This window comes from Buttiauxella sp. JUb87 (assembly GCF_004361975.1).
GTDB classification, from domain to species: domain Bacteria; phylum Pseudomonadota; class Gammaproteobacteria; order Enterobacterales; family Enterobacteriaceae; genus Buttiauxella; species Buttiauxella ferragutiae.
The window spans coordinates 231,221-253,080 of the sequence record NZ_SNVY01000003.1 but is presented as its reverse complement, the minus strand read 5'-3'; the positions used below and the strand labels follow the sequence as shown (position 1 = coordinate 253,080).

Annotated in this window: 16 protein-coding genes and 1 pseudogene; 11 read left to right on the top strand and 6 right to left on the bottom strand. The window is 53.1% G+C overall.

The window, feature by feature from the left end; translation table 11 throughout:
- Positions 1 to 97: 97 nt before the first annotated feature.
- Positions 98 to 1,042, top strand: coding sequence for a Fe2+-enterobactin ABC transporter substrate-binding protein (fepB, locus tag EC843_RS13220; RefSeq protein ID WP_133522372.1), 945 nt, complete (start codon positions 98 to 100; stop codon positions 1,040 to 1,042).
- 50 nt (positions 1,043 to 1,092) lie between these two features.
- Here fepB and entS read toward each other — a convergent pair whose 3' ends face one another.
- Entirely contained in the window at positions 1,093 to 2,325 is a 1,233-nt protein-coding gene (gene entS / locus EC843_RS13215) for an enterobactin transporter EntS (protein WP_064548918.1), read from the bottom strand.
- Positions 2,326 to 2,466: 141 nt separating this feature from the next.
- On the opposite strand from entS, the gene fepD reads away from it, so the two are divergent.
- The 5 genes and pseudogenes from fepD (at position 2,467) to EC843_RS13190 (ending at position 5,835) form a co-directional block, all read left to right on the top strand.
- Positions 2,467 to 3,456 carry a Fe(3+)-siderophore ABC transporter permease gene (gene fepD, locus EC843_RS13210; protein WP_133522371.1) on the top strand — a complete coding sequence of 330 codons (990 nt, stop codon included), beginning with the start codon at positions 2,467 to 2,469 and terminating at the stop codon, positions 3,454 to 3,456.
- A complete protein-coding gene (gene fepG / locus EC843_RS13205; protein ID WP_064548922.1) occupies positions 3,453 to 4,445 on the top strand; it encodes an iron-enterobactin ABC transporter permease in 993 nt (330 codons plus the stop codon). Before fepD ends, fepG begins: the two co-directional genes overlap by 4 nt.
- On the top strand, positions 4,442 to 5,242 hold the full coding sequence (gene fepC, locus EC843_RS13200; RefSeq protein ID WP_121814165.1) for an iron-enterobactin ABC transporter ATP-binding protein: 801 nt from the start codon (positions 4,442 to 4,444) through the stop codon (positions 5,240 to 5,242). The genes fepG and fepC overlap by 4 nt, the downstream gene beginning before the upstream one ends.
- Before the next feature lie 114 nt (positions 5,243 to 5,356).
- Positions 5,357 to 5,473 (top strand): annotated as a pseudogene (locus EC843_RS13195) (type II toxin-antitoxin system RelE/ParE family toxin); the annotation flags it as partial.
- A 32-nt stretch (positions 5,474 to 5,505) separates the two neighbouring features.
- Positions 5,506 to 5,835 carry a HigA family addiction module antitoxin gene (locus tag EC843_RS13190; protein WP_064548926.1) on the top strand — a complete coding sequence of 110 codons (330 nt, stop codon included), beginning with the start codon at positions 5,506 to 5,508 and terminating at the stop codon, positions 5,833 to 5,835.
- Between the two features lie 39 nt (positions 5,836 to 5,874).
- Here EC843_RS13190 and EC843_RS13185 read toward each other — a convergent pair whose 3' ends face one another.
- The 3 genes from EC843_RS13185 to fes are packed head-to-tail and all read right to left on the bottom strand — an operon-like array spanning position 5,875 to position 11,227.
- Positions 5,875 to 9,768 carry an enterobactin synthase subunit F gene (locus EC843_RS13185; protein ID WP_133522558.1) on the bottom strand — a complete coding sequence of 1,298 codons (3,894 nt, stop codon included), beginning with the start codon at positions 9,766 to 9,768 and terminating at the stop codon, positions 5,875 to 5,877.
- A 7-nt stretch (positions 9,769 to 9,775) separates the two neighbouring features.
- On the bottom strand, positions 9,776 to 9,997 hold the full coding sequence (locus EC843_RS13180) for an MbtH family NRPS accessory protein (protein ID WP_121814167.1): 222 nt from the start codon (positions 9,995 to 9,997) through the stop codon (positions 9,776 to 9,778).
- Positions 9,998 to 10,000: 3 nt separating this feature from the next.
- Positions 10,001 to 11,227: an enterochelin esterase gene (gene fes, locus EC843_RS13175; protein WP_133522369.1), complete on the bottom strand. Its 1,227-nt coding sequence runs from the start codon at positions 11,225 to 11,227 to the stop codon at positions 10,001 to 10,003.
- A 280-nt stretch (positions 11,228 to 11,507) separates the two neighbouring features.
- Between fes and EC843_RS13170 the strand changes: the two genes are divergently transcribed.
- The 3 genes from EC843_RS13170 to gdhA all read left to right on the top strand — a co-directional run bounded on the left by EC843_RS13170 (position 11,508) and on the right by gdhA (position 16,014).
- Complete coding sequence (locus tag EC843_RS13170; RefSeq protein WP_064549030.1) at positions 11,508 to 13,790, top strand: TonB-dependent siderophore receptor; 2,283 nt, start codon at positions 11,508 to 11,510, stop codon at positions 13,788 to 13,790.
- Positions 13,791 to 13,895: 105 nt separating this feature from the next.
- The gene (entD, locus tag EC843_RS13165) at positions 13,896 to 14,570 is read left to right on the top strand and encodes an enterobactin synthase subunit EntD (RefSeq protein WP_133522368.1); all 675 of its coding nucleotides are present in this window, start codon (positions 13,896 to 13,898) and stop codon (positions 14,568 to 14,570) included.
- A gap of 100 nt (positions 14,571 to 14,670) precedes the next feature.
- A complete protein-coding gene (gene gdhA, locus EC843_RS13160; protein ID WP_064548934.1) occupies positions 14,671 to 16,014 on the top strand; it encodes an NADP-specific glutamate dehydrogenase in 1,344 nt (447 codons plus the stop codon).
- 99 nt (positions 16,015 to 16,113) lie between these two features.
- Here the strand turns inward: gdhA and opgB are convergent, their stop codons facing one another.
- The gene (gene opgB, locus EC843_RS13155; protein WP_133522367.1) at positions 16,114 to 18,402 is read right to left on the bottom strand and encodes a phosphatidylglycerol--membrane-oligosaccharide glycerophosphotransferase; all 2,289 of its coding nucleotides are present in this window, start codon (positions 18,400 to 18,402) and stop codon (positions 16,114 to 16,116) included.
- Positions 18,403 to 18,840: 438 nt separating this feature from the next.
- On the opposite strand from opgB, the gene ahpC reads away from it, so the two are divergent.
- Complete coding sequence (gene ahpC / locus EC843_RS13150; RefSeq protein ID WP_064548938.1) at positions 18,841 to 19,404, top strand: alkyl hydroperoxide reductase subunit C; 564 nt, start codon at positions 18,841 to 18,843, stop codon at positions 19,402 to 19,404.
- An 87-nt stretch (positions 19,405 to 19,491) separates the two neighbouring features.
- Positions 19,492 to 21,060, top strand: a complete 1,569-nt coding sequence (gene ahpF, locus EC843_RS13145; RefSeq protein ID WP_064548940.1) for an alkyl hydroperoxide reductase subunit F — start codon at positions 19,492 to 19,494, stop codon at positions 21,058 to 21,060.
- A gap of 56 nt (positions 21,061 to 21,116) precedes the next feature.
- Here ahpF and EC843_RS13140 read toward each other — a convergent pair whose 3' ends face one another.
- Complete coding sequence (locus EC843_RS13140; protein WP_064548942.1) at positions 21,117 to 21,797, bottom strand: helix-turn-helix domain-containing protein; 681 nt, start codon at positions 21,795 to 21,797, stop codon at positions 21,117 to 21,119.
- Positions 21,798 to 21,860: the final 63 nt, after the last annotated feature.

Here is a 21,860-nt window from a genome sequence, read left to right as displayed (position 1 = left end):
CTAATGCTTATCCGATCTACGCGAAACGGTTTTGTAGGGTGGGTAAGCGCCAGCGCCATCCACCGCCATCAGGCAAATTTCAACAGGATGTCATTGAGTGAAAATCAGATTCTCCGCATTCATCTTTCTATGCTTAAGCAGCCTCGCCCACGCCGCCGACTGGCCGCGAACGATCACCGACAGCCATGGCACACATACGCTGACACAAGCACCGCTGCGCATTGTTTCCACTAGCGTCACGCTAACCGGCTCGCTGCTGGCAATTGATGCCCCCGTGGTGGCAAGCGGTGCCACCACACCTGGCAATCGAATGGGAGATGCGCAAGGTTTCCTGCGCCAGTGGGGTGATATCGCAAAAGCGCGCAACGTGCAGCGTTTATATATTGGCGAAGCCAGCGCCGAAGCCGTGGCTGCGCAAATGCCAGATTTGATTTTGATTAGTGCCACCGGAGGCGATTCCGCCCTCGCCCTTTATGACCAGCTTTCCACTATCGCCCCGACGTTAGTTATCAATTACGACGACAAAAGCTGGCAGCAATTGCTGACGCAACTCGGCGAGATTACCGGGCATGAAACCCAGGCGGCGGCACGCATTGCCAGTTTTGATAAGCAGCTCAACGAGGCAAAACAGCGTATGACGCTGCCGCCACAGCCGGTCACCGCGCTGGTTTACACCCCGGCATCACGTTCGGCAAACCTGTGGACGGCAGAATCCGCGCAGGGGAAATTGTTCCAGCAGTTAGGTTTTACTTTGTCGTCTTTGCCTGCGGCGGTGAATGCCAGCAAGAGCATGGGAAAACGCCACGACATCGTGCAATTGGGTGGCGAGAATCTTGCTGCGGGTTTGAATGGTGAGAGTTTGTTCCTGTTCGCCAGCGATGAGAAAGATGCCACGGCGCTGGAAACCAACCCATTGCTTTCGCACCTGGGCGCCGTGCAGAAAAAACAGGTTTATGCGCTGGGCACCGAAACATTCCGTCTGGATTATTACAGTGCCACGCAGGTTCTGGAGCGGATGAGTCAGTTGTTTGGTAGCAAGTGATTTTTTGTAATGTGGTGGATGACGCTTGCGCTTATCCACCCTACGAAAACCTACGCCGGAACGCTCTGCTGATAACCACGCAGCTGCACCAACACCATCGCCAATACTATGCCGCACAGTGTTAATGCCAGGCCGCTCGCACTCGCCGCAGCGACCGGCGTCATCGCTACCGTCAGGCCGCCTAAAATGGCGGCACCAATCGCATCGCCAGTGACGTTTTGCGCCGTCCACAAACCGTTAATACGACCTAACATACCGTCCGGTGTTAGCGTCTGAATTAAGGTGTATTGCAGCAAAGAGCTGATCGCACTGAGATAACCAAATAGCGCCAGACACGCCAGCCCAAGCCCCCAAACCGGCATCAGGCTGAAAACGCCAATTGAGATAAACGAAACAATTCCCGTCGCCAGCATAATACGGCCTGGGCGTGCGTGATGAGCAATACGCCCGCTGGTCAACGCGCCAATGGCAGCACCCAACGGAACGGCAGCGTACATCAGGCCGATTTGCGCCGCACTCATTTGCCAGTGTCCGGCGAGTGCGGGATAAAGAACGCGCACCGCGCTCGCCATCGTCAGCAACGCGCCAACTAACGCAATGCCGCCAATAATCGGGTTACCGACCAAAAAACGGAACCCATTGAGCAGCGAAAGCAGCGGGTTTTCACGCACCTGCGGCGGTGGCGCCAGCTTCGGTAAACTCAACAGCGGCAGTAAAGTGACGAAAGTGCCGACAGACGCCAGCGCGTAGTTCCACACCACGCCGCCGGAGGCCAACAACAGCCCGCCAATCATCGGTGAAATCACTGAGCCGAGGCGCACCGTCAGCATGGTAATCGCACTCGCCTGCATTAAATTTTCACGCCCGACTAACGCGGGTGTGGCGGCTAACAACGCGGTCACGCCAAGTGCGCCAAAGAAACCATCCCACACGCCAAGCAGATAAATCGCCGCCAGCGACGGTTCCGGCAAGGCGGCGTTAATCGTCAGGCCAATAAAGCCAACGCCACAGGTAGATCGCGCCAGCAAAATCAAACGGCGGCGTTCGTGCCGGTCGGCCAGCACGCCGCCCATCATCAGGCCGATAAACATCGCGCTGCCGGTTAACGTCACTGCCAGCCCGACTTGCAAGGAGGAACCGGTCAGCGTCTGGATTTGTACCGGCACGGCAACGCCCAGTAACCCAAGCGAGACAATCGAGATAAAACGGGCAAGGAAGACGGCGCGAAAAGCAGGATGAGTTTTGAGCAAACTGAGGTTGAGCAACAAAGAATTGCGGTTCATTACATGGCCTTAAAACGAATTTTTCTTTCCAGATGCGAGGCGGCTCATGCTAGCATAAACAAATAAGAGTGATAATGATAATAACTATCATTTAATTTTACATGGTTTTTGTAAGGCTACGAAGTGAAGGATATACAACGTATGTCACGCTGGTTCATCCTGCTGAGTTTGTTGTTTTTACTGCTTTTAATGGCAGCGCTCAGTCTGCTGTTAGGTGCCAAATCACTCCCCGCAGAAGTTGTTATGGATGCGCTCAGCGGCCAGTGCCAAAGTGCGGATTGCACTATCGTGCTTGATGCACGCCTCCCGCGCACGCTAGCGGGTATTCTTGCCGGAGGCGCACTTGGCCTTGCCGGTGCGTTGATGCAAACCCTGACGCGCAATCCGCTTGCTGACCCCGGTCTGCTTGGTGTTAATGCCGGAGCGAGTTTTGCCATTGTGCTGGGTGCCGCCGTGTGGAGCCTTTCGTCGCCGATAGCGCTGCTCGGGCTGGCGTTTGCTGGTGCATTAACTGCCGCTTTAGTGGTGGCGTTTACCGGAAGCCAGGGCGGTGGGCAGCTCAGCCCGGTGCGCTTGACGCTGGCAGGCGTGGCGCTCGGCGCGGTGCTTGAAGGCTTGAGCAACGGTATCGCGCTGTTAAATCCAGTGGTCTATGACCAGTTACGTTTCTGGCAGGCCGGAACGCTGGATATTCGCACCCTCACCACTTTGAAAATTATCGTGCTGCCGGTACTGACGGGCTGTGCGATTGCGCTGCTGATCAGCCGTTCGCTTAACAGCCTGAGCATGGGCACCGACACCGCAACCGCACTCGGCAGTAAAGTGGCGCGCACCCAATTGCTGGGTTTAGTGGCAATAACGTTATTGTGTGGCAGCGCCACCGCCGCCGTGGGGCCGATTGCCTTTATTGGCCTGATGATGCCGCATCTGGCGCGTTGGCTGGTGGGTGCCGACCACCGCTGGTCGCTTCCCGTCACCTTGATTGCCACCCCTGCCCTGTTGCTGTTCGCCGATATTATTGGCCGCATGCTGGTGCCTGGCGAGCTGCGCGTTTCGGTGGTGAGCGCGTTTATTGGCGCGCCGATGCTCATTTACCTGGTGCGCCGTAGCCGCAAAGGAGCCAGGCAATGAACCGCTCCTCCCCACGCCTGTTTATCAGTTGCTGGTGCTTGCTGTTGCTCGGTATCTCGCTCGGATTATGGAGCCTGGGCAGCGGCGTGTTGCCGCTCTCGGTCAGCCAGGTGATTGACGCGCTGCTTGGTACAGCACCACGTAATATCTCACTGGTGGTCGTCGAATGGCGTTTACCACGCGTTGTCATGGCGCTGCTGATTGGCGCGGCGCTGGGCGTGAGCGGGGCCATTTTCCAGTCGCTAATGCGCAACCCGCTCGGCAGCCCGGATGTGATGGGTTTTAACACCGGAGCCTGGAGCGGAGTATTAGTGGCGATGGTGCTGTTTGGTCAACATCAAACGGCGATTGCCGGTGCAGCCATGGCAGGCGGCATCATCACCGCGCTGGTGGTGTGGTTGCTGGCCTGGCGTAACGGTATCGAAACTTTCCGCTTAATCATTATTGGAATCGGCGTGCGCGCCATGCTGGTGGCGTTTAACACCTGGCTGTTACTGCACGCCTCGCTGGAAACCGCTCTCTCCGCCGGGTTGTGGAATGCAGGCTCACTCAACGGTTTGACGTGGGCGAAAATTTCCCCTGCCGCCCCGTTGATGTTGCTAGCGCTAATTGCGGGCGCATTACTGGTTCGCCGTATGCGGCTGCTGGAAATGGGCGATGACAGCGCCTGCGCATTGGGTGTTTCCGTTGAGCGCTCGCGCCTGATGTTGATGTTAACCGGCGTGATTCTGACTGCCGCCGCAACCGCACTTGCCGGGCCGATTTCGTTTATCGCCCTCGTCGCCCCGCACATTGCCCGCCGCCTGAGCGGCAGCTCGCGCTGGGGTTTGCTGCAATCCGCCTTATGCGGTGCAACGTTGCTGCTGGCCGCCGACCTTTGCGCCCAGCAACTGTTCATGCCGTATCAGTTACCGGTCGGCGTGGTGACGGTCAGCCTTGGCGGTATCTATTTAATTGCGTTGTTGATTCAGGAGTCCCGTAAGAAATGAGTCAGATTTCCTCCCCCTCACGCCTGCATGGCGAAAAACTGACGCTGGGATATGGCAATCATGTGGTGGCAGATGGCCTGACCGTCGCCATTCCTGACGGGAAATTTACCGCGATTATCGGCCCCAACGGCTGCGGGAAATCCACGCTGCTGCGCACGCTAAGCCGCCTGATGAAACCGATGCACGGCGAGGTGTGGTTAGACGGTAATGAAATCCATCGCTTCGCCACTAAAGAAGTGGCGCGGCGCATCGGGTTGCTGGCGCAAAACTCCAGCGCACCGGGCGATATTAGCGTGGCTGAACTGGTAGCGCGTGGGCGTTATCCGCATCAGCCGATGTTTACCCGCTGGCGCGAAGAAGACCGCCAGGCGGTGGCGCGGGCAATGCAGGCGACCAACATTGAAGATTTAGCCGAGCAGCCAGTGGATACGCTATCGGGCGGCCAGCGCCAGCGCGCATGGATTGCGATGGTTCTGGCGCAGGAAACCTCCATTCTGCTGCTGGATGAACCGACCACCTGGCTGGATATCAGCCATCAAATTGATTTACTGGAACTGCTGCGCGATCTGAACCAAAAGCAGGGCTACACGCTGGCTGCCGTGCTGCACGATTTGAACCAGGCTTGCCGTTATGCAACTCATTTAATTGCACTGCGAGACGGGAAAATTGTTGCCGAAGGCGCACCGGCAGACATTGTCACACCGGAGCTTATCGAGGCCATTTATGGCCTACGCTGCATGATTATTGAAGATCCGGTGGCGCATACACCGCTGGTGGTGCCGCTCGGGCGTGGCTAAAAACTCGCTGATTAAAAAGTTTGCGTAACGTCTCGCAAAGATGCACACTCACACAGTGCAAGGGTGCAAGGTGTGCTCTACTGCCCATCCGGTCACTCAGATAGAACCAGCATCATGGAGAAGTACTCCTCTATAAGAGTGAACAACCAGTTCCGGCTAATCTTCATCTGGCGTAACGGCAAAGCGCACAATATTTACCTTGATGATCATGGCTATCGAAAACATAACTGATTCGCCCAGTAACCACGCAATGAGGATGAATTATGGTCCAGGCACAGCGTAAACCGACCACCGTTGGTGACGTGCTGCTTTATGAATACCTCGAACCGACTGGCTTGCGTATTAACGATCTGGCCGAAATGCTTCAGGTACATCGAAATACGGTGAGCAAATTGCTCAATAACAACAGTAAACTCACCACTGATATGGCCTTCAGACTGGCAAAAGCATTTGATACTTCTGTAGATTTTTGGCTGAATCTACAAACCAATCTCGATGTCTGGGAAATCCAAAACGACCCACGTACCCAGGTAGAAATTAGCCGTATCATCACTCTCAAAGAGATGCTTGAGCGTAAAACTCGGGCGGCATAAGCGACACGGCGGATAGCACAAACCATCCGCCGCTTTTATTTAGCTCAGCGCTAACACCTGCTGTAACAGCGGCCCTATTTCCTCAAAGGCTTTTGGCGAAATAATATCGACGTGTGCGCAGTCCAGGCGGAAGACTTCAAGCTCGCTAATCCACGGTACCCAGGCTTTTTGCGGCTCCATTCCTTCGGGCAGCGTTCGCTCGGCCACAAACAACGTGGCTTTCCCACCAAACGGCACGCTTTGCGCGCTGGTTAACAACCGCACCGCATCACCATAGTTACCTTCTATGGCCTGGAATAAGGCGTCTGAAGCTTGACCGACTTGTGCGGCAACAAAGGCTTCGCGTTCACGGTTAATCTCTTCAAGTACCAGAGGATCGAGTTCGTTTGCCCCCTTCTCCGCCCAGTTTTGTGTTTCTGGCGGCCAGGTATCCAGCAGGCCTAAAAACGCCACTGCTTCGCCTGCCGCTTCAAGCCGTGCCGCAATGCCTTGCGCGAGTGTGCCACCCAACGAATATCCCATCAGGTAATACGGGCCATGCGGCTGAAGTTCGCGCAGGGTTTGCAGATGCGATTCGCAAACCTGTGCCAGATTTTCCGCTTGCTGCATCGGGCCATCCGGGCGCGGTGACTGAATACCGGTAATCGACCAGCGCGGGTCGAGATAACGCTGCAACACACTAAATTGCCAGGCAAAACCCGACGCCGGATGGAAGCAGTACAGCGTCGGCCCGTGGCTTTTACGCAACGGCAGAACCGCAGCAAAACCTGCGCGGCTGGCCTCTTCTTCGCCCTGCCCTTGTGCCAGAGTTTCCGCAAGTTGGCCGACGGTGGACGCCACCATTACCTGGCCGACGGTCACCGGCCTTGCGAGGGTACGGCGTAATTCAGCCGCCAGGCGCATCGCCAGTAATGAATGGCCGCCGAGGGCAAAGAAGTCGTCATCCACGGACTGAATTTCACAACCCAGCAGGCTGGCAAAAGATCCAGCGATGGTGATTTCCAGAGCCGATTCGGGCGCACGACCGCTGCTGCGTAACGCCAGTTCAGGCAACGGCAATGCTTTTCTGTCCAGCTTACCGTTGGCGCTCAGCGGGAATTCATCCAGCTGGATTAACGCCACCGGCACCATATGCGCAGGCAGGACCGCGCTAAGTTGTTCACGCATTGGCTCGAGGGGCAATGCCTGACCAGCAGCCGAAACCAGATAACCGACCAACTGGCGAGCATCACCGCCGCTAACGGCTTCTTTATTGAGCACGCAAGCGTGTGTCACGGCCTGTGCCACATCGGGCAAAGCCTGCAACGCACGGTCAATATCCCCTAGCTCAATGCGCTGGCCGCGGATTTTTAGCTGATCGTCGCTGCGCCCGAGATATTCCACCGCACCGTCATCCAGCCAGCGTGCGACGTCACCGGTGCGGTACATCCGCTCACCTGCGGCAAAAGGGTCGGCAACAAAACGGCTGGCGGTGAGATCCGGGCGGGATAAGTAACCTTGCGCAAGTTGAATGCCGGTGAGGTAAAGATCGCCTGCAATACCCGGCGGTACCGGGCGCATTGCCGAGTCCAGAATGCGCAAGCCCGTGTTCCAAACCGGCCAGCCAATCGGCACGCTGCTACCCGACACCTGCGCCAGTTCGTCACCAAATGCCGGATACCAGCTCACGTCCACAGCGGCTTCCGTTGGCCCATAAAGGTTGTGTAGCGGCGCGTGAGTTAGCTGTTCCCACTGGCGGCACAGTTCGGTTGGCAGCGCTTCACCACTACAGAACACGCGGCGTAATGTGGTGCAGCTGGCAATCGCGGCTTCATCGCCAAGTGCTGCAACAAACGCGCTCAACATCGAGGGAACAAAGTGCGTGGTAGTAACGCGATAACGGGCAAAGAGCTGCTGTAGCGCTTGTGGATCGCGGTGCGCCTCCGGCGGTGCCATCACCAGTTGTGCGCCAACCAGATACGGCCAGAAAAACTCCCACACCGATACATCAAAACTGCATGGGGTTTTCTGCAAAACCACATCTTCAGCGTTTAATGGATAGTGATTTTGCATCCATAACAGGCGGTTAACGATGGCCTGTTGCCCAACCATCACCCCTTTCGGGCGGCCTGTTGAACCAGAGGTGAAAATCACATACGCGGTGTGTTCGGGGCGCGAAAGTGCTTGCCGCTCCGGTAAATTATCGGTTTCCAGCAGCGCCTGATAACTAAAGGTTTGCAAACCATTGATGACGCTAAATCGCGGGAGCTGCTCTTGCGCGGTCAGCAGCAAACGCGGCGCCGCATCTTCCAGCATCATATGCAGGCGTTCGTCGGGATAACCAGTATCCAGCGGCAACCACGCTGCGCCCACTTCAACAATCGCCTGCAACGCCAGTGATAAATAGACCGAACGCGGTAGCGCCACCGCCACCACATCGCCAGGTTTCACGCCACGGGCAATCAGTTCACTGGCCAAAGCACGCACCTGTTGGTGCATTTCACGATAAGTAAACTGATGGTTTTCATCAGCCAGCGCCGGAGCATTTGGCGTGCGCAGAACCTGTTCGCCAATCAACTGGCTTAAGGTTGTCGCGGGAACTACCGTTTGCGTGGCGTTGACACCATCCAACAGTTCTATTTCGGATTCATGTAGCAGTTGGGCATCCACACAGCGTAAGTCGGGATTGGCCGCAAACTGGCGCAAAAGTCGCGGCAAACGAGCGAGATGTTGCTGCAATGTGCCGGCATCATAACGCTCGGCGTTCGCCAGAATTTCCAGCGAGAAGTCGCCCTGTTCGCTGATATACAGCGCAATTTCCAGATCTCGCACTGGCCCTGATGCCAGTTGATGCGTAACCCCGTCAATGCCGTTGAAATCCAGGCGGTAATCAAACATTTTCAGGTTCAATACCGGGCCATATAACGGCTCACCGCTGGAAACCTGCCCTAAATCACGCTGGATTTGCTCGGCATCGTAGCGCTGGTAACGACGCAGGCCTTTTAACTCTTTCGCCAGATTTGCGGCGAGTGCCGCAAGGGTAAAGTCCGGCTCGATACGCACGCCAAACGGCAGCACGTTTAACACCGGGCCGGTTGCGCAAAGCGCTGCGGAACCCATGCGGCGCATGAAGATAAAGCCCGCCGAATAATCAGCACGCCCGCTTAAGCGCCCGAGCCACAAGGCCACCAGCCCTAACGCCATATCGGCGGCGGTCAGGTTATGGGAGCGAGCGCTGTTCACCAGCTCCATGAACTCAGTGCTGTCAAAATGCAGCGACTGGCGAATCAATTGCGTAGTGGACCCCTGGCCTGTCAGCGGTTTAGCCGAAAGCGTGGCGGGAGGCGGCAGCTGTTTGGTTTTACTTGCCCAAAATGCCGCATCGCGTTGCCAGGCGTCGCTTTCTCGGTAATGTTCGTATTCAGCCACCACTTCGCTAAACGGGGTAAACGGGCTGGGTTCAGGTTGCACATTCTGACAGTAGGCACTGTAAATATTGGCAATACGGCGGGTAATGGCGGTGAAGCTGAAGCCATCTACCACTAAATGATGGAAACGTTGATACCAGAACCAGCGCGTTTCGCTGACTCGTAAAATCTGATGATGGTAAAGCGGTTTGCCGCTACTGATACGTAAATCCTGTTCGAGATCGTTGCGCATCATGGTCAATGCCGCCGCTTCTGGGTCGGTGCTTTCACGGAGATCGCGGCACAGCGGCAGAGTGAACGACGCGTCAGGATCAACCCACTGGCGCGCTTCGCCATCCACTTCGCTAAAGCGCATGCCAAGGGTATCGGCCTCTTTCATTCCGGCGACGATAGCCTTGCACAGTAGCGCTTCATTGAGTTCGCCTTTTAATTCAACGTAATGGGCCACGCTCCACGCATTGGCCTGTGGCAAAAGCTGATCCGCCATCCAGATGCCGGGCTGCGCCGCCACTAACGGCAAGGTCATTATATTTTTACTCACCGATCACCCCAGTTTTTGCAAAAGATGAAGGTTGCAGTTGCGTCCAGTTGGCAAGCAGCCAACGGTTGCACTCATCGTTTGATGCCGGTTCACAAACCACCTGCCAGCCACCGGGCAATGCACAGTGTTCAGGCCATAAACTGAACTGTTGCTGGCGGTTTTCAAGGATGAAAAAACGGCTCTGCACTGAGTCGAAGGGATTACTAAATTCCATGCCTTACTCCTGTTTAAAAGACGCTTTCCACAGCCAGGTCAGACCGTCGAGCAACCCGCCTCGCCAGCAAAGCGCATCATGCCCACCGTCAACCTGACGGTAGAAAATCGGCTGCTGTGTCTGTTGTAGTAAGGGATAAATTCGTTGATTAACTTGATGAATGAGCGGTTCTCTGACCCCTGCTTCAAGATAGATGCGTAACGGTTTTGCGCAGCGCAAGCCGCTTTCCAGTTGCTGGATTAACTGCCCGCCGTGCGCCGCGGTTTCGCGCTTTGGCCACCAGTACGAACCGGACTGGCTAAGCACGCAGCCAAATTGTTCCGGCCAGTGGAGTGCGGCATAAAGCGATGAAAGCCCACCATAGCTTTGCCCCGCCACCACGGTGGTTTCAGGGTTTTCATTCCAGCGGATTTGCGCACGAAGCTGCGGCAAAAGCTCCTCTTGTACCGCACACCAGAACTGCGCATTACACGGCAGCTCATCGCTACGCGTCGCATCGTCGATGACATCAATCAGCACGTAAACAGCGGGCGGCAGCTCACCGCTGTCCGTTTGTGCCTGCAACGCGGACCATACCGGCATCCCTTCCGCCCAGAATTGCCCGTCGAGCAAAATCGCCAACGGGCGCTGCTCCGGTGATTCATCGCCGGTGGTGAATATCCACACCCTGCGCTGGTTGTGCAGACGTGGGCTATTCCAGGTGATGCACTGCGGCTCGCGGTAGGGTATTTCCAGTGCTTGCCAACCGGGCTGCGGTGGCGCATCGGGCAGATGAAGTGCTGACATGGGATGCCCGCGTCCGCCGTGCCAGCTTTCAGGATTCAGAGGGTCGGCAATCGCACATGGCAATAATTTTCGCCACCCTTCGCGCAGCGCCATAGGTTCCGGCACGATGCCTTCGAAGGCTGCCGCCGGGAAATCCTCTTCGCAAGATGACGGAATAAAACAGTAACTGCCGCGCCAGGTGCTGCTGAGCTGCGTTTCCCACAGCCAGACATCCGTCCCCGCCACGCGTTCAAGGGTTTGTGGACGAGCGCGTTGGTGATGGTCAGTAACGCCAGTGATGTAAATCCAGACTCGTTTGATCGCTGAGGTTTGCTCACTGCCTTGTGGGTCACGCCACAGGAATGTCACCGTACATTGGCCGTCTTTCTCACCGCTAACGGTAGGTATCCCATGCGCCAGCCTTTGCTGCCACCAGCCTTCACTTCCTGTCAGAATATTTCTCACTAGAACATAACCATTTGAAATTATTGATAACGATCAATAAGGCTGAAATATATTGATAATACTATTGATAATTATTTGCATTTGCAATAGCGTATTTCCGCGCTTTGAGCTACCAGCTTCCTGGTGCAAAAACAATAAATTGCCGGACTTGACCGCACAATTTCCTCATTTCATGGGGGTTGGCGGGGAGATCTTGGTATCACTATGTGAAATCCATGCTGCACCCGATCCCTCTGGGAATGGAATGACAACGGGTTCAGCGGAAAAGCAGGCCGCCATAATGACTATAAAAATTAACTATTCCCTCGCGATGCTGATTAATCTGGGAATCTACGGTGCCACACTCCCCGCTTACGCGGCAGAGCAAGCGGCATCAGCAACGGCTCAAACCGCTGCGACAAGCAACGACAACACGCCGATCCCCGCCGACGAAGACACCATGGTGGTTACCGCTGCCGAGCAGAACTTGCAGGCTCCAGGGGTTTCGACCATCACCGCTGAAGAACTCAAGAAGCGCCCACCCGCGCGTGATATCTCCGAGATCGTCCGTACCATGCCTGGCGTGAACCTCACCGGTAACTCCACCAGCGGCCAGCGCGGTAACGGCCGCCAGATTGATATTCGCGGTATGGGCCCGGAAAACACCCTGATTCTGATCGACGGCAAACCTGTCACCAGCCGTAACTCTGTTCGTTTGGGCTGGCGTGGCGAGCGTGATACCCGCGGTGATGCAAGCTGGGTGCCACCAGAAATGGTTGAACGCATTGAAGTGATTCGTGGCCCTGCGGCCGCGCGTTACGGTAACGGTGCAGCAGGCGGCGTGGTGAATATCATCACCAAAAAAGGCAGCGGCGAGTGGCACGGTTCGTGGAACACTTATCTCAATGCGCCTGAGCACAATGATGAAGGCTCAACCAAACGTACTAACTTCAGTCTGAACGGCCCGCTGGGCGGGGATTTCAGCTTCCGTCTGTACGGTAATCTGGATAAAACTCAGGCCGATGCCTGGGACATTAACCAGGGCCACCAGTCTGAACGTACCGGGATTTACGCGGATACGCTGCCCGCAGGCCGCGAAGGTGTCACCAACAAAGACGTCAACGGTGTAGTGCGTTGGGACTTTGCGCCCATGCAATCACTGGAACTGGAAGCGGGCTACAGCCGCCAGGGCAACCTGTATTCCGGCGATACGCAGAACACCAATACCAACCAAATCGTTAAAGATAACTATGGTAACGAGACTAACCGTCTGTATCGCCAGAGTTACTCACTGACCTGGAACGGCGGCTGGGATAGCGGCCTGACCACAAGTAACTGGGTGCAGTATGAGCACACGCGCAACTCGCGTATGCAGGAAGGCCTGGCCGGTGGTACCGAAGGGATTTTCTCCAGCGATAAATTCAGTGATATCGACCTGAGCGACGTGCTGTTGCACAGCGAAGTGAATATCCCGATTGATTTCGTGGTGAATCAGAACCTGACGTTGGGTACCGAATGGAACCAACAGAAGATGAAAGATTTATCGTCAAACAGCCAGACGTTTATGGGCGGGCCGATCCCTGGCTCAAGCAGCACCGACCGTAGCCCGTACTCGGAGGCAAAGATCTTCTCGTTGTTTGCTGAAGACAACATGGAAGTGACCGACAGCACCATGCTGACGCCAGGTCTGCGTTTTGATCACCACAGTATTGTGGGCAACAACTGGAGTCCGTCACTGAATCTGTCTCAAGGTTTAGGCGATGACTTCACGTTGAAAATGGGCATCGCCCGCGCCTATAAAGCGCCAAGCCTGTATCAAACCAACCCGAACTACATTCTGTACAGCAAAGGCCAGGGTTGCTACGCCAGCGGCACCGGCGTGGGTTGCTACATGATGGGCAATGACGATCTCAAAGCGGAAACCAGCATTAACAAAGAGATCGGTCTTGAGTTCAAACGTGATGGCTGGCTTGCCGGTGTGACCTGGTTCCGCAACGACTACCGCAACAAAATTGAAGCGGGTTATGCCCCTATCGGCCAGACGGCATCAGGCAAAACCAAAACAGATATTTACCAGTGGGATAATATTGCTGAGGCACTGGTAGAAGGCCTGGAAGGTGCATTAAACGTGCCGGTCTCCAATTCTGTGAACTGGACGAATAACATCACTTATATGCTGGAAAGCAAGAATAAAGAGACTGGCGAGCGCCTGTCTGTTATTCCGGAATATACCTTGAATTCCACGCTAAGCTGGCAGGTTCGCCAGGACATTTCACTGCAATCGACCTTTACCTGGTACGGCAAGCAACAGCCGAAGAAGTACAACTATAAAGGTCAGCCAGCAACAGGAACGGAAACCAACGAAGTGAGCCCTTATAGCATTTTGGGCCTGAGCGGAACCTGGGATGCGACGAAAAACGTTAGTCTGACGGCGGGCATCGATAACCTGTTTGACGAACGTCACTGGCGTGCGGGTAATGCCCAGACGACTGGCGGCACGACCGGTTATATGTATGGTGCGGGTGCCGCAACGTATAACGAATCCGGTCGTACTTATTATGTGAGTCTGAATACGCACTTCTAAGTTTTTGTCTATTCGGCGGATGATGCCTGCGCTTATCCGCCCTACGAGAAACCCGTTGTAAGGTGGATTAGCGTGAGCGACATCCACCGTTTTTAAGCGATCGCGATGCAATATCAACTATCCCATTTCGACTTCTTCCCTGGTCAGCGGGTTTTCCGCGTCGATTTTGACGCCACAACCTTTCAGCCCGACGATCTGTTATGGCTGCCGCATCATCAACGTTTATCCAGTGCGGTAAAAAAACGCCAGGCCGAACATCTCGCGGGAAGAATTGCCGCCGCTGAAGCGCTGCGTTTTCATGAAGTGACGGATTATGTTCCCGGAATCGGTTTGCATCGCGAACCTTGCTGGCCACCAGGGTTTAGCGGCAGCATTTCGCACAGCGGTAATATCGCGCTGGCAACAGTCATGGCTGACGACCCACTTTTACGAGTGGGAGTAGGCATCGACTATGAAGAAATTATTGCGCCAAATGTCGCGCTGGATATATACAACGGCATTATTGAAAACGCAGAGAAAGAACCGATCGCTGCATCGCCATTTCCCTTTAATTACGCTTTAACCTTGGTGTTTTCAGCGAAAGAAAGTTTATTTAAAGCCTTGTTTCGTCACGTCGGGCGCTACTTTGATTTTTCGGCTGCATCCATAAGTAAAATTGATGAACAACAGCTAATTCTGGTTTTGAATCATTCACTTGGCCCATACAAAAAAGGTTGTGAATTCAAAGCAATATGGAAAGGTAACGCAACGCAATTAATAACGCTAATACGGCTTGGCTGAGAATAAAGAGAAATCGCTTGCGGTTCGGTAATAAGTGAATGTTATATTCGAAAGACACAACACAAATACAACATGACTTATAAAAAGGACTTCCAGAACTATGGAAAACACGCTTTCTCTCGAATCATTCCTCACCTCTGTTCAACAACGTGATCCGCACCAGCCTGAATTTGCGCAGGCAGTACGTGAAGTGATGACCACCCTGTGGCCATTCCTCGAACAAAACCCGCAATATCGCCGTTCCGCGTTACTGGAGCGTTTAGTCGAGCCTGAGCGCGTCATTCAATTCCGCGTGACCTGGGTGGATGACAAAAATCAGGTGCAGGTTAACCGCGCCTGGCGCGTGCAATTTAGCTCCGCAATCGGGCCATTCAAAGGCGGGATGCGTTTCCACCCCTCTGTGAATTTGTCGATTCTGAAATTCTTAGGTTTTGAGCAGACCTTCAAAAACGCGCTGACGACATTGCCAATGGGCGGGGGTAAAGGCGGCAGCGACTTTAACCCAAAAGGCAAAAGTGAAGGCGAGATTATGCGTTTTTGCCAGGCACTGATGATGGAGTTGTATCGCCATTTAGGGCCAGACACTGACGTTCCGGCAGGCGATATTGGCGTGGGTGGCCGTGAAGTGGGCTTTATGGCCGGGATGATGAAAAAGCTCTCCAACAATACGTCTTGCGTATTCACCGGCAAGGGTTTGTCGTTTGGCGGTAGTCTGATTCGCCCGGAAGCTACCGGTTACGGCCTGATTTACTTCACCGATGCCATGCTACAACGCCACGGCCAGGGTTTTGAAGGCAAGCGCGTCGCCGTTTCAGGTTCCGGTAACGTGGCGCAATACGCTATCGAAAAAGCGTTATCGCTAGGGGCTCGCGTGGTGACGGCTTCCGATTCCAACGGCACCGTGGTGGATGAAGCGGGCTTCACAACCGAGAAGCTGGCGCGTTTAACTGAGATCAAATCCAGCCGCGACGGGCGCGTAGCTGATTACGCGAAAGAGTTTGGTCTGGTTTACCTTGAAGGCCAGCAACCGTGGAGCGTACCAGTCGACATCGCGCTGCCTTGCGCCACGCAGAACGAACTGGATACCGAAGCGGCACGCACGCTGATCGCCAATGGCGTAATAGCCGTCGCCGAAGGCGCGAACATGCCGACCACCATTGAAGCCACCAATCTGTTCCTGGAAGCTGGCGTGTTGTTCGCACCAGGCAAAGCGGCAAATGCGGGCGGCGTGGCCACTTCAGGCCTGGAGATGGCGCAGAATGCGGCGCGCCTGAGCTGGAAGTCTGAAAAAGTGGATATTCGTTTGCATCACATCATGCTGGATATTCACGAAGCCTGCGTCAATTACGGCGGCGAAGATAAGCAAACGCATTATGTGCGCGGTGCCAATATTGCTGGTTTCGTCAAAGTGGCCGATGCAATGTTGGGCCAGGGAATTCTGTAAATATTTGATGTAAAAGGTGGATGGCGCTAAGCGCTTATCCACCCTACAAAACCGTAAGTCGGATTAGCGCTAGCGACATCCGACAACTTCATTCGCCAACTAAATCGCCGGAACCACCTTAATATCCCCCATCCCAATCCCCAGCTTGCGCGGTTCATGGCCAAGAATATTCCCTTCATTAGATAACTGCGGCTGTGGCGGAATAATTTCCAGCAAGTTACTGCGCTCATGGTTATCAAAATGCAGCGTAGTGGTAGTCAATTCTTCACCGAGCGTTAATGTCTGCTGCTGGCTACCGATTTTTACCGGCATCGGCTGACCAACATTTGGACCAAACGCTTTAGCGGTGATCACCAGATCAAATTTCTCCGGTAACGGTTCGGCATATTCAATTTTCACTTCTGGAGCCAGATTGGCATTTGACCAGCGCCCCCACTCTTCCGGACGTGAAATTCCGGAATACGCTTTCACCTCAAGCGGAGCACCTGGCACGTTGAAAATAAAACTATCGGCCGGGTAACGAATGGCATTTTCATCCAGTTTTAATAGCGCAACAGTGTTTTTATAACGCGCCTTGTCGATCTCTTGTTTTGCGAACTCCACCGCATGCTGTTCCTGCGGCTGTTCAATTAAACGCACCGACGGTTGTCCGCCCATTTGCCCCTGAGCAACACACAGGCCGGTGGAAAGTGCCAGTTTCGGCTCCCACAAACGCGCCATTTTGAAACAGCGATCGGCCCAAATGAACTTATCTTTTTCACTGAAATCAGCCAGTTGATAGCGCAACGGGGCAGAATATTCGCTTTCCGGTAATGGCTCGATTTTCTTATCCAGAATACGCAGCAGCAGTGGCATTTTGAAATGCGCCCCAGAATAACTAAAAGTATTTTTCTGCTGGTCTATCTCATATTGAGTAATAGTTTTCGGGAAATTCCACAGATCGATGACGTCCGGTTTCCACTCCATCACCTTTTCTTTCACGTTAAGAAACACCGCGGCAATTGACTGCCCCGACAAACTACTGCGCCCCAGGCCAAGGTAATTATCGCCACCCAGAACATCCAGCACCGTCGCCCCGTTATCCAGAGTGCTGCGTTTTACCGGCACCACATCTGCCTGTGGTTGATCACCACGAATAATAAAGAACAGGTTATTTCTATCGTGCTGATTGAGATATTTGTAGGCGGTATTATTCATCGCCAGATGGTCAGAGGAAACGACGATCACGGTATTTTTAAAATACGGTGAGGCTTTTATTTTCTCTATAAGCGCAGCAATATGTTCCTGGCTACAAGCCACGGCACTGAAAGACTGGTTTTCTTTGCCTTCAAAGCTGTAGCTGCGGCGTTTGCAGGTTTTCGAAATAAAGCCGTCCGGGTGATGCGTATCGACCGTTAAAGTGAACAGTGAAAAACGTTTGTTCGCTTTCGAAAGCTCGAGATATTTTTCGAACACTTCGTCCAGCACGGTATCGTCGTAGAAGCCCCAGTTATTGCGGTAAGCCGGATCAGCAACCATCGACTTCAGTTCTTGCGCCCCGTACATATGGTCGAAGCCATGGGATTGTAAAAAAATATCTTTCCCTGCAAAACGTAAGTCTGCGCCCTGCATAAAGTAGTTTTCGTAACCCGATGCTTTCAGGATATCGCCCAAACAGATATTTTTCGGGAAGAAACTCGACATCGAGGCTGATGAATTCCCCTCAAATGGGGCGAATAACGGTATACCACATTGTGAAGCAACCATTCCGGCGATGGTATAATCGGTGCCAGGTAATTGAACGGTATGACTAAAATCCATTCCTCCATTCTTCAGCCCGGTTAATTCCGGTGCTAACTCAGGGAAATACTCTGGTTCTAAATAAGTGCGTTCCAGACTTTCGCCATAAATATAAACGAGATTAAGCTTTGGGTTATTAATTGTGCCTTGCGGGACTTTGTAATAAACATCGAAATCAGAATCACCTGAGCGGGTTTGTGATTTAACCAGTTCTGTCACCTGGCGAAACGCGGGTGATGCATCGACCGAGGCCATCGCCAAAACGATTGCTAACAGGCTATAACCCAAATGATGGGGATACCCTTTGCGGCGACGCAGAATCCAGGTCAAACCACCGAACACCGCGACCAGTGCAACAAATACCCCAACACCGGGAAGAATATATTTGCCAATCCCGGCTCCCGTCATGCTGCTCGTCAGGGTATACAGCACAGCATCATTAATACCTTCGCCGGTGAAGTAGTTACTGGCGACAAACGTCACGTTCAGGACAATATACAAACCCAAAATAAGCAGGATGACGCTAAACCACCAGAGATTACGTCCGGCTTTAAAGGCGTACACGGCAATGGCTGTGACAAACAATACAAGTGAAAGCAATTCCGACAACGCCTAACCCTCGAGATGAATGTGCGCACTGGCGCAAAAGGTACTCATAGCTGGTGCTGGCTAAATCTAGCCGTGTTATCACACTCCTGCAATTTCTCTGACATGAAAGTGTGCTGCTTTCGGAATTGTACGCATTATGGACAACCATGATGGGCATGATTCATAGATGGTGGCTATCAGAACCATCGTTAATATAACGATTGAGTGGATTGACCCATCTGGCGCAACAGTGATTTAATCCCGCCGCTGTTATGATTTTTTAAAGTGGAATTGTAACGCGCAACAAGCAACAAACTGAGACCACCCGGCAACGGGTGGTTTTTTTTGCCTGTGACTTAAGTTGTTAGGTAAAACTTATCAATTCGATACAGCCTACCCATTAGAGCCTGGCACGAATATTCGGTACCTTTCTCCCATCGCAAAACGGAGAAAATACAGATGTCTTTAATTAATACAAAAATCAAACCATTCAAAAACAGCGCTTTTAAAAACGGTGAATTTATTGAAGTTACCGAGCAAGACGTAGAAGGCCGCTGGAGCGTTTTCTTCTTCTATCCTGCTGACTTCACTTTTGTATGCCCAACTGAACTGGGCGATGTGGCTGACCATTACGACGAGTTCCAGAAACTGGGCGTAGATATTTATTCTGTTTCTACCGATACCCATTTCACCCACAAAGCGTGGCACAGCAGTTCTGAAACCATCGCAAAAATCAAATACGCGATGATTGGTGACCCAACTGGTGCACTGACCCGTAACTTCGAAAACATGCGCGAAGATCAGGGCCTTGCTGACCGCGGTACCTTTATTGTTGACCCACAGGGCATCATTCAGGCTATCGAAGTAACTGCTGAAGGCATTGGCCGTGACGCGTCTGACCTGCTGCGTAAAGTGAAAGCCGCTCAGTATGTGGCTTCTCACCCAGGTGAAGTTTGCCCGGCTAAATGGAGAGAAGGCGAAGCTACGCTGGCTCCATCATTAGACCTGGTCGGCAAAATCTAATCACTTTTCTTTTCGCAGGGCGGGTGAGCCGTAGCGCGACACCCGCCACTTTGCCACTTTAGGCTTTGCCATCAGGGAGATTTACCCATGCTCGACAACAACATGAAAACCCAACTCAAAGCTTACCTTGAGAGATTAACCAAACCTGTTGAGTTGATTGCCACGCTGGACGACGGCGCAAAATCAACCGAGATAAAGGAACTGCTGGCAGAGATTGCTGAGTTATCTGACAAAGTTACTTTCACGATTAATAACGATTTACCGGTACGCAAACCGTCGTTTCTGATTACCAATCCAGGTTCCGATAAAGGCCCGCGCTTTGCAGGTTCTCCACTCGGCCACGAATTTACTTCTCTGGTTTTAGCTTTGCTACAAACCGGGGGACATCCGTCGAAAGAGTCACAAGATTTGCTTGAGCAAATCCGCGAAATTGACGGCGATTTCCATTTTGAAACTTTTTATTCGCTCTCCTGCCACAACTGCCCGGACGTGGTGCAGGCGCTGAACCTGATGAGCGTGTTAAACCCGCGCATCAGCCATATCGCCATTGACGGCGGCGTATTCCAGAATGAAATTCAGGAGCGCAACGTGATGGGTGTGCCTGCGGTGTTCCTGAACGGCAAAGAGTTCGGTCAAGGCCGGATGACGCTCGCGGAAATTGTCAGCAAAATTGATACTGGTGCCGAAAAGCGCGCAGCCGAAGCCCTGAACAAACGGGAAGCTTACGATGTATTAATTGTCGGTAGCGGCCCAGCGGGTGCTGCTGCTGCGGTTTACTCGGCACGTAAAGGCATTCGCACCGGCCTGATGGGCGAACGTTTTGGCGGCCAGGTATTAGATACCGTTGATATCGAAAACTACATTTCGGTACCGAAAACCGAAGGGCAGAAACTGGCTGGCGCACTGAAAGCCCACGTTGATGATTACGATGTGGATGTTATCGACACGCAAAGTGCCAGCAAATTAATACCGGCTAAAACCGCAGGCGGTTTGCACCAGATTCAAACGGCTTCCGGCGCAACACTTAGCGCTCGCAGCATTATCATTGCGACGGGAGCGAAGTGGCGCAATATGAACGTGCCAGGCGAAGAACAGTATCGCACCAAAGGCGTGACTTACTGCCCACACTGCGACGGCCCACTGTTTAAAGGCAAACGCGTGGCGGTGATCGGCGGTGGTAACTCTGGTGTTGAAGCAGCAATTGATCTGGCGGGTATCGTCGAACACGTTACGCTGCTTGAGTTCGCCCCAGAAATGAAAGCCGACCAAGTGTTGCAGAATAAAGTCCGCAGCCTGAAAAACGTCGACATTATTTTGAATGCGCAAACGCTGGAAGTGAAAGGCGATGGCAGCAAAGTCACTGGTTTACAGTACAAAGATCGCCTGACCGAAAATGTACATGAGATTGAACTGGCGGGGATTTTCGTGCAAATCGGTCTGTTGCCAAACACCAACTGGCTGGAAGGCAGCGTAGAGCGCAACCGCATGGGTGAAATCATCATTGATGCGAAATGTGAAACCACTGTGAAGGGTGTTTTTGCTGCTGGCGACTGCACTACCGTGCCCTATAAACAAATTATTATCGCCACTGGCGAAGGTGCGAAAGCTTCACTGAGCGCATTTGATTACCTGATTCGTACCCCAAATAACTCATAAGACAATAAGTCACCTGCAAAAACCAAAAAGCTCTGGCCTTACAGCCAGAGCTTTTTTTAATATTCTTTCGGCAAATGGTTCACTGCCACCAGCCTGCCGCGTTTAATCTCAATGTAATCTCCGCGCCGTAGCTCTCCGAGTATTGCCATAATCGTGCTGCGCGCGAGCTGCGTACGCTGCTGAATATAATCCGCTACATTCATATCACGGCGAAAGTCTTCGGGTTGTGCCTGTAATTCAAGCAATTTAGTGCGGATCATCACGTAAGCCGGGACGCCAACCAGGTGCTCTTCACGTGAGGTAAATATCTGCAAATACCACGCAAAAATATTAGCGACAGATTCCCAAAGTTGCTTTTGGGTAATTATTTCAAAGGCTTTTTCCGCTGGAACAACCCAACAGTCGCAGGGTTCTTCTATTCTTAAAGACCAGCCACCGCGAGGACGAATACACTCGGCGATACCGTAGATTAATTCGCCTCTTGCCGACGAAATCACTAAACCATCACTGGAACGCAAAAACGTATATTCCCCTCCCTCGAAGAGATAAAGATGTTTTCCTTCTTCCCCAATGGCATTAATGATGTCCTCAGCAAGGAAAGACTGCTTTATCCCAGAGCCAGAAAGCGCTTTTCTCAAAGCAACGATATCAGTGACCGGTCTGATCAAGTAAAGAGGTGGATTCAGTGATTCACCGTCTTTTTTATTTGTGCTACCCATGAATTGGCCTATTTTCATTCTTGTCACCAATATCATAGCTGATAAAAAAGCGGCCTAAGCCGCTTTATGTTTTATCTAACT

Excerpts from the sequence above, each read along its gene's own strand:
- fepD (WP_133522371.1), top strand. The coding sequence starts at position 2,467 with ATGTCACGCTGGTTCATCCTGCTGAGTTTGTTGTTTTTACTGCTTTTA.
- EC843_RS13185 (WP_133522558.1), bottom strand. The coding sequence starts at position 9,768 with ATGACCTTGCCGTTAGTGGCGGCGCAGCCCGGCATCTGGATGGCGGAT.
- EC843_RS13140 (WP_064548942.1), bottom strand. The coding sequence starts at position 21,797 with ATGAAAATAGGCCAATTCATGGGTAGCACAAATAAAAAAGACGGTGAA.
- fepG (WP_064548922.1), top strand. The coding sequence starts at position 3,453 with ATGAACCGCTCCTCCCCACGCCTGTTTATCAGTTGCTGGTGCTTGCTG.
- EC843_RS13170 (WP_064549030.1), top strand. The coding sequence starts at position 11,508 with ATGACTATAAAAATTAACTATTCCCTCGCGATGCTGATTAATCTGGGA.
- ahpF (WP_064548940.1), top strand. The coding sequence starts at position 19,492 with ATGCTCGACAACAACATGAAAACCCAACTCAAAGCTTACCTTGAGAGA.
- entD (WP_133522368.1), top strand. The coding sequence starts at position 13,896 with ATGCAATATCAACTATCCCATTTCGACTTCTTCCCTGGTCAGCGGGTT.
- EC843_RS13180 (WP_121814167.1), bottom strand. The coding sequence starts at position 9,997 with ATGGAATTTAGTAATCCCTTCGACTCAGTGCAGAGCCGTTTTTTCATC.
- EC843_RS13190 (WP_064548926.1), top strand. The coding sequence starts at position 5,506 with ATGGTCCAGGCACAGCGTAAACCGACCACCGTTGGTGACGTGCTGCTT.
- fepC (WP_121814165.1), top strand. The coding sequence starts at position 4,442 with ATGAGTCAGATTTCCTCCCCCTCACGCCTGCATGGCGAAAAACTGACG.
- gdhA (WP_064548934.1), top strand. The coding sequence starts at position 14,671 with ATGGAAAACACGCTTTCTCTCGAATCATTCCTCACCTCTGTTCAACAA.
- ahpC (WP_064548938.1), top strand. The coding sequence starts at position 18,841 with ATGTCTTTAATTAATACAAAAATCAAACCATTCAAAAACAGCGCTTTT.
- entS (WP_064548918.1), bottom strand. The coding sequence starts at position 2,325 with ATGAACCGCAATTCTTTGTTGCTCAACCTCAGTTTGCTCAAAACTCAT.